The sequence below is a fragment of the Nocardia lasii genome (genome assembly GCF_042658545.1).
GTDB classification, from domain to species: domain Bacteria; phylum Actinomycetota; class Actinomycetes; order Mycobacteriales; family Mycobacteriaceae; genus Nocardia; species Nocardia lasii.
Map to the genome: position 1 here is coordinate 274,028 of NZ_JBHSQN010000001.1, position 11,888 is coordinate 285,915.

Sequence of the window (11,888 nt, forward strand, 5' to 3'; positions counted from 1 at the left end):
GGGCGGCTTCCAGCCCTTCGCCCAGCCTTCGCCCGAACGCGGCGGGCCCCCGCCCTACGCGCAGCCCTCCCCCACGCAGGGCATCGATCGCCCCAACGGCTCATATGGCCCCGCGACCGGCGACCACGGCATTCAGCCGACCCACGACCCGCGCCAGCCATCGGCAGCGGATCAGCCGAGCACCGGTTGGCAAGCGGCTCCGAATCCCCTCACCCCGCCGATCGGCGAGTCCCGCCCGCCGACCGACCAGTCCCGCCCGCCGTCGCCCGATTCGCCGCCGTGGCACGCCTCCCCGTCCGCGACTTCCGGCCCCGCAACCGCCGATTCCCCGTGGACCACCGGCCAACCGCCGGCCAGCCCTGGCCCGTGGCCGACCGGCCAGTCCACGCCGCTCAATGGCGGGTCTCCGCAGACACCGCACACCGGCACGCCCACACAGGCTCCCGACGGCGGCGTCGCGTCCCGCGCGACCGCGTCCCCCGCGAGCCCCTCCGTTCCGAGTCAGTCGGGACCCGGTCATCGGGCCGATTCGTCCGGCCCGGCCACGACCCGCGCGGACAATGCGCGGTCGGTCGACGCGAACGCGTCTGGCGCCCATACGAGTTCGCCCGCGCAGAGCGGCACGGCCGATCCGAATGCGTCGACCCAGCATCCGGGCCTGCCCGCGAACGCGACCACCACGGGCACACTCCCCACCCGCACCCCGGCGCCCCCGTCGAACGGCTTCACCCCGCTCGGCCCGACCCACCAGCGCCCCGACCTGCCCCCACCCCCTCCCCTGCCGAGCCCGCCCGCCCATGCCGAAGCGGCACCGGTCCAACCGACCGAGGCCGAGGCAGCACCCGCTCGCCTCGCCCAGCCCGAAGTAACAACGACCCCGCCCACCCAGGCCGACGTGGCACCCGCTCGGCTCAGCCAGCCCGAAGCAGCACCTGCCCGGCTAACACAGCCCGAAGCGGCGCCAGTCCGGCCTACCCAGGCCGAAGCAGTACCTGCCCGGCTAACACAGCCCGAAGCGGCACCGGTCCGACCCACCCCGGCCGAAGCAGTACCCGCGCAGCCCACCCAAGGTGAGGCAGCGGAGGTCCGGCCATCACAGGCCGCAGCAGCACCGGCCCAGCCGACCCACGGCGAAGCAGTACCGTCGCGGCCCACCCAGGCGCCGCCGCGCCTGACCGATCCGACTCGACCGGGTCCGGCCACCGGACCGTCGCGCGCTCCCGAGCAGTCTTCCGAGTCTCGCCGCGGAGCCGAGCAGCTTCCGACTGAGGCACAGGCAGCCCCGTCAGGTGCGGGTACCTCGCACGCGGCGGCGGCCCAGTCGCCAGCGCAGGTCGCCGACGACACCGCCGCGACCGGAACCCGTCCCTCGACGGGCGGCTGGACGATTCCCGATGAGGGTTCGGCGGCGAACACCGCTGCCCAGGCGGCGTCGTCATCCACGACCGCTCGAGTGGCGCCGAACGTCGATCGGTCGACAGGCCGGATCCCGCACACCGCAAGCGATTCCGCTACCGGATCTCCGTACAGCTCCGAGGAATCCGCGGATCGTCGCCAGTCCACGGAAGGCGAGTCGCGCTCGCCCTATGCCTCCGGTGACAATGCCCAGCCGGTTCATCCTGCGGCCCAATACAATCCGGTCCCCGGCGACCCCGCGTCACCGACCCACGCACCGGATGGACGTGCCGAGGTCTCCCGCGCGGACGACCCCCGCCTCGTCGGCGACCCGAACCAGGCGTCGGCGGGCGCGAACACCGCCGCTCCGCACGGTTCCCAAACCGGTTACCGCTCAGGTGAGTTCGTGCAGGCCGCCGAGGCTGTCTCCCCGTACCCGCGACCCGACGGCACCCCGGCACAGCACCAGCAGCCCGACGGCCTGCCCACCTACGGCCCGGACGGGATCGCGCGGCGCCCCGACACCTCGCCGCAGCAGTACAGCGTTCCCGCGCCCACGTCACAGCCGGATTCCGCCTTCCGGCCCGACGGTTCGCAGTACGGGCCCGACGCGCAACAGTCGAACCCGGAGTATCAGCACCCGAATCCGAATGGCCTGCAACAGTTCCCGGCCAACGGTGCCCCGCAACAGTACCCGCACAACGGAACTGCCCCGCAAGACTTCCAGCACAACGGCACGGCCCCGCAGCAGTTCCCGCCCAACGGCGTCACCCCGCAGCAGTTCCTCCCGAACGGAACCACCCCGGGCATTCCCGACGGCAACCCCGCGCAGCCGATCAACCCCGCCCAGCAGTACCAACAAGCTCCCGGCCAGTATCTGCCCGACGGCACCCATGCCCCGCAGTTCCACCCGGACGGCACCCCTGTCCAGCAGAACCGCCCCCACCGCTACCTGCCGGACCCCGCCCCCACCAACGGCCCCGCCCAGTACGGCGCCCCGCAGCAGTACCAGCAGCCCCCGAACCACCAGCAGGGCCAACCCCAGCAATACGGCCAGCCGAGCCAACCGGGCTGGGGCGCACAGCCGCAGGGCTACCAGCCCTCGCTCGACGATGTCCCGGTCAAGCGGGCCAAGAAGGCCCCGGGCAGCGGCTGGCGCAAGGCCGTGCACCACGTTTCGGGCGGTGCGATCAACCCCGGGATGTCCGCGGAGGAACTGCGCCTGCAGGAGCTCGTGGCCCGTATCCGCCAACCCGTGCGCGGCGACTACCGGATCGCGGTGCTGTCGCTGAAGGGCGGCGTCGGCAAGACCACGACCACCACCGGTCTGGGCTCGATCTTCGCCTCGATCCGCGGTGACCGCGTGATCGCCGTGGACGCCAACCCCGACTTCGGCACCCTGTCCCAGCGCGTGGCCATCCAGACCCGTTCGACCGTGCGCGACCTGCTGCTCGACCCGTCGATCGAGCGCTACTCCGATGTCCGCCGGCACACCTCGCAGGGCTCGAGCCGCCTGGAAGTCCTTGCCAGCGAACGTGATCCGGCCGCCTCGGAAGCGTTCAACGACGAGGAGTACCGGGCCGTGGCCCGCATCCTGCAGCGCTTCTACAACATCATCCTCACCGACTGCGGCACCGGTCTGATGCACTCGGCGATGAGCGGCGTCCTCGACCTCGCCCACTCCCTGGTGCTGATCTCCTCGGCCGCGATCGACGGCGCCCGCAGTGCCGCCGCCACCCTGGACTGGCTGTCACTGCACGGCCACGACCACCTCGTCCGCAACGCGGTGGTCGTCATCAACCTGCCCCGCGAGGGCTCCCCCAATGTCGGCGTCCAGCAGCTACGCGAGTACTTCCTGTCGCGCTGCCGCGCCGTGCACATCATCCCCTTCGACGAACACCTGTCCGAGGGCGCCGAGATCGACCTGCACCGCCTGCACAAGACCACCAAGCGCGCCTATGTCGAACTCGCGGCGACGGTGGCCGACGAGTTCGGCGCCGATCATCGCCGGTTCGGCTGACCCACTCGGTGCCTCACCACTCCGGCAGCCGCCGGCGCCCCGCCACCACGTCGCGCACGAGATCGTCGTAGGCGTCGGCCAACTCGGCCAGGTGATGCCAGGCGCTGTGCAGCATCTCGTCGTTGGCGAGCAAGGTCATCAGCGCGTGGTGGGCCCGCACGGAGGCTTCGGCCAGTCGGTCGATCACGGCGCCGATGGTTTCGGTGTGCAGGGTGGCGCCGAGACGGTGCTGGGGTATTCCGCGCAGCACCCAGTCGTCGATCGCCAGCACGAGTTCGGCTCGGCGACAGTCTATTTCGCGAAGGGCCGCGAGGTCGGTGGCGCCGGGATCCCGTTTCTCGTGCAGCACAGCGAGATCGCGCGCGAACCACAGCAGCGGTCCGCCCACCACCCGATGCCCGCGACACGCCCGGACGAGCAGATCGGAGAGGGGTAACAGACCGGTAGTTGCCTGGGGCCCGGCAGGATCGACACCCCGCAGGTCGTCGGGGAAAGCCATTACAACGGTAGAACTCTCCGAACCAGCCACGTTGCCTCGCCGTCATCGCCGCAGAGCACCGGATCAGGACGTTCATTACAATAAACCTCGCAAGCTCTCTGTCAAGCATTACTCGGCCGTAGGTAACCGATACGAGTACACTTCGTTACCTGCACGACCTACCGAGGAGCGAGATGGCGGACGGTCCGACCTATCTGCGGATCGCGAACCTCCTGCGCGAACAGATCCGCGCGGGCACATGGAAACCCGGCGATCGGCTCCCGAGCCATTCCGAGCTCGCCGATCAGATGCAGGTCTCGATTACCACCTCGCGCAACGCGATTCAGGTGCTCGTCGCCGAAAACCTCGTCTACACAGCGACTTCCCGTGGCACCATCGTGCGCAATCAGGAGGTCCTCGAGTCGGTGGTCACCGACCACATCCGGCGCGATCGCCCGTCCTCCGCGCACGACATCTTCTCCGAGATCGCGCGCGCGGCCAACCGGGAACCGTCCAAGGAATTCAGCACCAGAATGGAACCCGCCGACACCGAGGTCGCGCGCTGGCTCGGCGTCGCGGCCGACTCCTGGGTGCTGGCCCGCACGGTCGTGCAGTACCTCGACAACGAACCGTGGTCGTGGGAGGTCAGCTTCTACCCCCGCGACCTCGCCGAAGCCGCGGGCATCGACTCACCCCGCGACATCCCCGAGGGCACCACCCGCCGCCTGGCCGATCGCGGCTACGGCGAGACCGCCCACCGCGACACCGTGCTGGCCCGCCCCGCCACCGCCGAGGAGGCCGCCGTCCTCGGCGTCGCCACCGGCACCGTCCTGCTCGACCACCTGCGCATCGGCGCCAACCACGAACGCGTCACCCGCGCCACCCGCCACCGCTCCCTGGCGGGCCGCAACCAACTCGCCTACCAGCTCGGCGACACCGCGGGCACCGACGTCATCGCCCGCACCCTCGGCATCGCACCCCACCCGGCCGTCGCCCTGCCATGACGGTGCGCCTGCGCCCGGCCACCCTGGGCGATCTGCCGCTGATCTGCCGTCTGCGCGTCCAACGCACCGCGTGGCTGACCGCGCGCGGCTCGGACCAGTGGACCGTGGCAGGCCGCGGCCGCCCGATCGAGATCTTCGCCGGCGCCGTGGGCCGCGCACTCGACCGGGGCGAGACCTGGATCGCCGAGGTCGACGGCAAGCCCGCGGGCACCATCACGGTCAACCACCGCGCCGACCCCGACCTGTGGTCCCCGTGGGAACTGGCCGAGTCGGTGATCGTGCACTTCATGATCGTCGACCTGCGCTTCGCGGGCCGCCGGGTCGGCACCCGCATGCTCGAGCACGCCGCGCACGTGGCCGAACAACACCGGCGCGACTGGGTCCGCCTCGACGCCTGGACCACCAACAAGGCCCTGCACGCCTACTACCACCGCGAGGGCTTCCGCCTGTCCCGCATCGCGGGCCCGATAGCCAGCGGCCCCTCCCGAGCCCTCTTCGAACGGCCCACCGCCGACTGGTTTTCGATCTCGCGACCACTGTCCACCGCCCGACACCGCTGACGACGAAACCGGCAGTCCCCCAGACGATCCCGATGATCCATCCCCCCGTGACCTATAGCCGCACCCAGCCATCGCGCAATACCGGACTGACGCGATGATCGCGGCGGCCGAATCCCACGGTTTCCGAACCGGTCAATCCGGTGACGATCCGGTGGGCGGGGGCGATCTGTGGCAGACTCGATCGAAGCACCAGGGCCGCTCGACGGTCGCGTACGAACGAGTGATGGGGCCGAATTGACGTCGCGAGGGAACTGCTCATGAACGACCTGAGCGGCCTCGAACGTCGCGTGGCGGCCGATCGCACGGCCACCCGGAGCCAGACCCCCGACGACTATCTGCGGTTGGCCGGGTCGCTCACCGAGTTGGCTCAGGGGCTGCTCGCCACCCGTGACGACCCGTCCGCTCGGGACCGCACCGCCGAGGCGTTGGAGCCCGCGCAGGAGGCGGTGGCGATTCGACTGCACTGGCTGGTCGGTGGGTATGTGAGCTACGAATACGCTGGGGCGCTACAGGATTCGCTGCGGCTGTTCGAACAGGCGACGCGGCTGGTCGGGCATCGGCAGTTGGCGACCAACACCATTCGCAGTGCGTGCCAGGCGTATCGGCAGGTGGCGCAGGACTATCCCGATGTGTCGCCGATGTGCGCCGACGGGCTGTCCAAGTGCGGGGTGTGGTTGATGCGGCTCGATCACGACGCGGCGGTCGCGGCGACCGAGGACGCGGTGCGGATCCGGGCCGCCCGGTACGCGCGCGATCACGAACAGCCCGGCAAGTACCTGGCGAGTCTGAGCACGCTGCTGCGCACCCTGATGGTGGGTCGGGCGCGCAAGCAGGCCATCGCGAGCTATCGGACGCTGTACGCCGAGGTCACCACGGCCGTGAGCACGGCGAAACTGCGCGAGACCCGCGTCGATGAACTGGACCTCACGCTCAAGACCACCCAGGCGCTGATCAAGTTGGGCGCGCAGACATTGGAGCGCGCGGGTCGATTGACCCAGCAGCAGATCCTGTACCAGTCGGGTGGCGACCTGGCCACCATCGACGAGATCAACTGGCGGCTGGCGCTCGTCGGCCTCAAGCCCCTCGCGGCGGGCGCGATGCCCGAACCGCCGTCGCGCCCCGTGGAGATCTCGGCGACCTACGGCGCGATCGCCGTGCGCTGCTCGGCACCCGACGCCCTGGATCAGGTCCGCGCCGCGATCGTCGCCGCCTACGCGCAGGACGGCGCCGAACCGGTCGACGCGGGCCGTTTCGCCGGGGTGCACGACAAGCACTGGGGCGTCAAAGAACCCAAGGTCAATCTCGCGACGGAACTCGGCGCCGACGTGGTGCTGATCGAGAAGTCCTCGGGCAGTTGGATTTCGGTGAAATCCCTCAACTGGGAGATCGGCGCCCTCGCCAAACACCCACTCGCCGTAGCGCTCTCCGCGAAGTGGCCGGTCCTCACCGTCGCCACCATCGAGAAGATCTCCTACGAACTGTGCCTCTACGACAACGGCACCGCCACCCAGTACGCCGCCCTCGGCCGCCCCGCGGGCCAAGCCCCCCTCGACACCCCCCTCGCCCCCCTGGATTTCGCCACCCTGGCCGACTACGGCGCCGACTACGCTTCCGAAACCCAGGTCAGAGCCGCCTTCGGCAACGCCGAGATGTTCGCCAAGGTCACCGAACTCCCCGGCGCCGGCATCCGCCAGTCCGCCGAACAACGCCCCCTCACCGAATACGGCCCCGACATCCTGTTCTTCGGCAGGGACTGACACCGCCCGCTGACGGGATGGCCGCCGTGCTCAGGTGACGTGACGACGGAGGACCGGTACCAGACCATCGAGCACCTGCTGGTCGGACCCGCTCACGTAGTTGCGCAGCGCGACCACAGTCCTGGGATCGTCGATGACGATCACCTTCGCGCGGACACCCGTGATCCGCCAGTCCAGGTTCAGCAGCGACCCCGCACCCGAGCCCCGATCACTGCGGACAACGAGCAGATAGTCGGCGAAGTACGCGGCGCCGAACGTCTTGTACCGGGCTGAGCTGTCGAGCAGCCTCGGCGACGCCTCGTCCGCAGAGCTGGCGAACCCCGTGTAATAGGCGAAACCGAGAGACTCGAGCAAACCGGACTGCGGCGATCCAGCCAGGTGCACCGCGGTGGAGGCCGTTTCGTACCCGTTGTCGACGGTCGGTTCGACCGCGGCGACGTCGACGATCCCGATCGACTTACCAGCGAACTGCGGATTCGCCGCCTGAACGTCCGCCGCTGTGACCGGGTTCGCCCTGGTGGGCGATGGGGTGCTCACCGCCAAGGGTGGCGTGGCGTCACCACTCGATCGAAGGGCCAGCGTGGTCGCCCCGATGGTCAGGGCCCCGACGACCGCGGCAGCGAGCATGATTCGTTTACCGCGTCGCGGAGCCCTCCTGACGGACGTCGACACGGGCGATGCGTTGAGCGCGGGACCGATACCCGTTGTCAGCGCCTGATACGCCGCGTCGCTCAACTCGCGGCAGCTGTTGAAACGGTGCGCGGGCTCTTTGGCCATCGCGACGGCGATCACGGCATCGATCGCCGGGGGCAGACGGGGATCCACAGCGCTCGGACGTGGCGGCTCCTCGTAGAGGTGCCCAGCCATGACAGCGGCGGGCTGGATCGCGGGAAAGGGGTTCGCACCGGTCAGCAGCTTGTACAGAGCACAGCCCAGGCCGTAGATGTCCGTGCGGTGGTCGAGTCGGCCGCCGAGCAACTGTTCGGGCGCCGCGTAGGCGATCGTCGCCAGGATCGCGCCGGCGGCGGTGATCTCATTGGTATCGGCGAGCGATTTCGCCACCCCGAAATCGGTGAGCAATACCCGCTCGACCTCGTGCCCGGACGACGACAGCATGAAGTTGGCAGGCTTGACATCCCGGTGGAGCAGGCCGCGCCGGTGCGCGTAGTCGAGCGCCTTGCCGACCTCGGTGACAATCCACAGCGCCCGGTCCGACGTCATCGACTGGGGCGCCCTGACCAATTCGGCCGCCGCGTCGGTTCCGTCGACATACTGCATCGCGATCCACAGATAACCGCCCGCTTCACCCCGGTCGTTCACGGCGACGATATTGGGATGGTCCAGGCTCGACGCCAGGTCCGCCTCGCGTTGAAACCGGGCGCGAAACTCGACGTCGCGGGTCAGCTCGGGTTTGAGTACCTTGAGCGCGTTGTGACGGGGCAGGCTCGGGTGCGCGGCGAGATAGACCGACCCCATACCGCCGGTGCCGAGTACACGCTCGATCCGGTATCCACCGATCACCGCACCTGCACGCAGAGTCATCGAGATCCCTTACTGGTAAGCACTATTGGCGAGTAGTGCGTATTGGGCAGCGGCGCGTTGATGGACATCGGCGACCTGATTGCTCATCACCACAGCGACATAGCGGTCGTACCGCAGGACGCACAGATGCCTGTGCTCGATCGACACAAAGGGTTCGGCGGGCGAGTCTTCCTCCGGATTGTCGAAACAGTAGGTGTCAGGCACATCTACCGGACCCGGCATCGGCGTCGTCGTCGGCAGGTCCTTGCGCGCCTCCCACACCTGTTCGGCCGCTCGCGGGTCACGGGCTCGCAGCAGTAACGCCCCGTCGTGAATCATTCCGATCCGGTCGACGCCACCGAGATCGAGCACGCGCTGCCATTCTCGCCGGTCCTCGGTGATATGCAGGAATGCCCGGGGGCCCACCACTATTGTCTTGCGACTGGTATCGAAGGCAGGACTGGCGAAAAAGTGAGTGCCCGGGTCGAGAACCCGACGGATGACCCCGTCGGGATCCTGATCGAGGCGATGCATTTCTCGCGCTGACAACGGTGGCAGCACATCGAGCAGTGGCAGCTGGACATCGAGAGTGCGCTCGGTCAAGGTGCGCAGCGCCATCAGATCAGGCTCAGGTGTCACCGCGTACACGTGGACGACATACTGGCCGCGAGCCACCGTCGACACCATGGACCGCACTCCCGGCCGCCAATGGCCGTGCGCCTCCGAATACTTGTTGAGCGATACGGTCGCATTGAGGTCGGGGGCAAGCAGCAGATCGACCTGGTCCAGTTCCGCCGCGGCGGCTCGCGCAGCGGCCTCGTCAGGGAACTGCAACACGGTGATCGCGACGCCCGTCGTGTCACCGTCATCGGGCTCGCCCTCGAATTCCGCACTCGCGTAGGTGTAGTTCCGCAGCGGCGTGGTTCGACTCCTCGCGGAGAAGCCGAACACCATCGAGTGCTTCTCGGCGACGCCCATCGCGACGTCGGCCATCACCCCACCGAGACCGGCCGGTGCGGTGATCATGGCCCTGCCGATGCCGTAGCGCAGGGCCGGATCGATGTCGGTGCCCTGCGCGACATTGTCCGCCAGACGTGCGATGGCGTGCGTCTTCCCCTTGTCGAGCGAGTGGTAGTAGACATCCTGTCGAAAGTCGAGCGGGAGTACCGCGTACTTCCCGACATCGAGTTTCCTGACATCGACCTCGCCCGGCAGCGCGTGTCCCCGCACTGTCTCCCCACAGGCGGTGAAAGCGAGCGCGGCGACGAGCAGCAGCACCGCACCACCTCCGATACCTCGTGCGCGCCGACTGTTCATCCCGCACTCACCAGAATCGCGTACTGCGACGAAATCGCCTGCAACACATCGCTCTGCTGGTTCGACGCCACCACCGCTACGTAGCGATCGTGGCTCACTCCGCAGAAGTAGCGCGACCCCGACCGCGGCCGCAGGGTCTCGTAGCAATCCGCTGTCGGCAGACCCACCGGTCCCTCGATCGGACGCAGAAACTTGTCGTGGCCTGCTTCGGTGAGGAACCAGCGTGCGCTGGTCGCATCCCTCGTGCGATAGACCGTGCTCTTGCCATCAGCCACCCGGTCGACCCCCGCCTCGTCGTTCATTCGTCGGGTATCCACCAAATCGATCGTCCCGTGCAAGAACCCATAGGCATCGCGGACAGAGGGAAACCGACGGACGCCGCCATTTTCACGCCCGATCGGCAGTACCCGAGCGAACATCCCATCCGGGTCGACCGGCACCGATTGCAGTCTGTCCAGCGGGGTCGGCGTGTGTGCGGCGAGTCGCTCCGCGGTGACCGTCAGCGCCTTGTCCGCCAGGGGAAGAACGGCCGCCTGATCCGAGATCTCCAATTCCACGTTCTCGTCACTCCACGAACTGACCTTGATGACGAACCGGCCGGTCGCCATCCACCCGGTCACCCGCTGTTGGTCGGCGCGCCACAACATGAGCGCGTCGGGGTGGCGCGCCGATCGAACAGGCTCCGATATCGCATTCGGACCGAATCCACGTCGATGGAGCGCGACAGCGGCCGCCTGGGCCGCCGCCACCGATTCGAATACCATCGCCTGGATGTACAGGCCCTGGGAGATACTGAAATCCTGGTGCCACCTGGCACTGGTGGTATAGCCCGCGACGAGACCTTTCGTCTCCTCGTCGAACGTATCCCAGAAGGTCTCGGTCAGCTTCTCCTCCGGGAACGGAAACGCCCAGCCGCCGACATAGGGCACGACGAACCGAGAGTCGATATCCACCGGCAGCGGCAGCACCGAACTCAGCCGCATACCTTCCAGATAGCGCGCCAGCGCCCACGAGGGTGTCGTCGTGATTTCCTGTGGATCCCTCGGATAAGGGCCCACATCCAATGCCGCGAGATCGACCACCGGCTCAGATGGCCGTGTGTCTTCCGCCGCGTCGTCCGAACACCCACTCACCACCAGCATCGATGCGGCAAGGAGCCAAGAAAGTAGTGCAGTACCGCGCATTCCCCCGCTGTTCCCCGTCTTTCGGCATCGACCGCGCCGGGTCGGCTACCTCACCACCCACCTGATCAAGGGGCTAGCGCGAACATACCGCACAGTAGCGCGGAACGCCCTCCGCGGCTTTGCCGTCGAAACCACTGTCGCCCAGAATATTTGGCTGGAAACCGGCCCCAGGAGGCCACGATGTGTCGACACCCGGCATGATCGGGCTGTGCGAGTACTGCTGCAGCGGGTGACCAGTGCCCAGGTGAGTGTGGACGGGGAGGTTGTCGGGCGGATCGATCCGGTGGCCGACGGTGTTCCGCATGGCCTGCTCGCGCTGGTCGGTGCCACCCATACGGACACCGAGGCTGTTGCGAAGGCGTTGGCGGACAAGGCTTATCGGTTGCGGATACTCGACGGTGAGCGGTCGGCGGCGGATCTGAACGCGCCGATTCTGGTGGTCAGCCAGTTCACGCTCTACGCCAATACCAACAAGGGGCGGCGGCCCTCGTGGAACGCGGCCGCGCCGGGTCCCGTCGCCGAGCCCCTGGTCGACGTCTTCGCCGAAATCCTGCGCGAGCTCGGCGCCACCGTGGCCACCGGCCGGTTCGGCGCGCACATGCAGATCGAGCTCACCAACGACGGTCCGGTCACCGTGATGCTAGAGGGGTGA

Annotated in this window: 8 protein-coding genes and 1 pseudogene; 5 read left to right on the top strand and 4 right to left on the bottom strand. The window is 68.4% G+C overall.

Features of this window, described 5'->3' with window-relative positions:
• Positions 1–2,292: 2,292 nt before the first annotated feature.
• A pseudogene (locus tag ACFP3H_RS26295) lies at positions 2,293–3,415 on the top strand (MinD/ParA family ATP-binding protein); the annotation flags it as partial.
• Between the two features lie 13 nt (positions 3,416–3,428).
• On the opposite strand, the gene ACFP3H_RS01355 reads toward ACFP3H_RS26295, so the two are convergent.
• A complete protein-coding gene (locus ACFP3H_RS01355; RefSeq protein ID WP_378598308.1) occupies positions 3,429–3,914 on the bottom strand; it encodes a DUF4254 domain-containing protein in 486 nt (161 codons plus the stop codon).
• 173 nt (positions 3,915–4,087) lie between these two features.
• Between ACFP3H_RS01355 and ACFP3H_RS01360 the strand changes: the two genes are divergently transcribed.
• From ACFP3H_RS01360 to ACFP3H_RS01370, 3 genes are all read left to right on the top strand, one after another.
• Positions 4,088–4,897 carry a GntR family transcriptional regulator gene (locus ACFP3H_RS01360; protein WP_378598310.1) on the top strand — a complete coding sequence of 270 codons (810 nt, stop codon included), beginning with the start codon at positions 4,088–4,090 and terminating at the stop codon, positions 4,895–4,897.
• Positions 4,894–5,457 carry a GNAT family N-acetyltransferase gene (locus ACFP3H_RS01365; RefSeq protein ID WP_378598312.1) on the top strand — a complete coding sequence of 188 codons (564 nt, stop codon included), beginning with the start codon at positions 4,894–4,896 and terminating at the stop codon, positions 5,455–5,457. Before ACFP3H_RS01360 ends, ACFP3H_RS01365 begins: the two co-directional genes overlap by 4 nt.
• A gap of 257 nt (positions 5,458–5,714) precedes the next feature.
• Positions 5,715–7,214, top strand: coding sequence for a hypothetical protein (locus ACFP3H_RS01370; RefSeq protein ID WP_378598314.1), 1,500 nt, complete (start codon positions 5,715–5,717; stop codon positions 7,212–7,214).
• 30 nt (positions 7,215–7,244) lie between these two features.
• Here the strand turns inward: ACFP3H_RS01370 and ACFP3H_RS01375 are convergent, their stop codons facing one another.
• The 3 genes from ACFP3H_RS01375 to ACFP3H_RS01385 are packed head-to-tail and all read right to left on the bottom strand — an operon-like array spanning position 7,245 to position 11,134.
• A complete protein-coding gene (locus ACFP3H_RS01375) occupies positions 7,245–8,756 on the bottom strand; it encodes a serine/threonine-protein kinase (protein ID WP_378598316.1) in 1,512 nt (503 codons plus the stop codon).
• A 9-nt stretch (positions 8,757–8,765) separates the two neighbouring features.
• Positions 8,766–10,013, bottom strand: coding sequence for a DUF7373 family lipoprotein (locus tag ACFP3H_RS01380; protein ID WP_378598318.1), 1,248 nt, complete (start codon positions 10,011–10,013; stop codon positions 8,766–8,768).
• A gap of 35 nt (positions 10,014–10,048) precedes the next feature.
• Positions 10,049–11,134, bottom strand: coding sequence for a DUF7373 family lipoprotein (locus tag ACFP3H_RS01385; protein WP_378598320.1), 1,086 nt, complete (start codon positions 11,132–11,134; stop codon positions 10,049–10,051).
• A gap of 310 nt (positions 11,135–11,444) precedes the next feature.
• Between ACFP3H_RS01385 and dtd the strand changes: the two genes are divergently transcribed.
• The gene (dtd, locus tag ACFP3H_RS01390) at positions 11,445–11,888 is read left to right on the top strand and encodes a D-aminoacyl-tRNA deacylase (RefSeq protein WP_378598322.1); all 444 of its coding nucleotides are present in this window, start codon (positions 11,445–11,447) and stop codon (positions 11,886–11,888) included.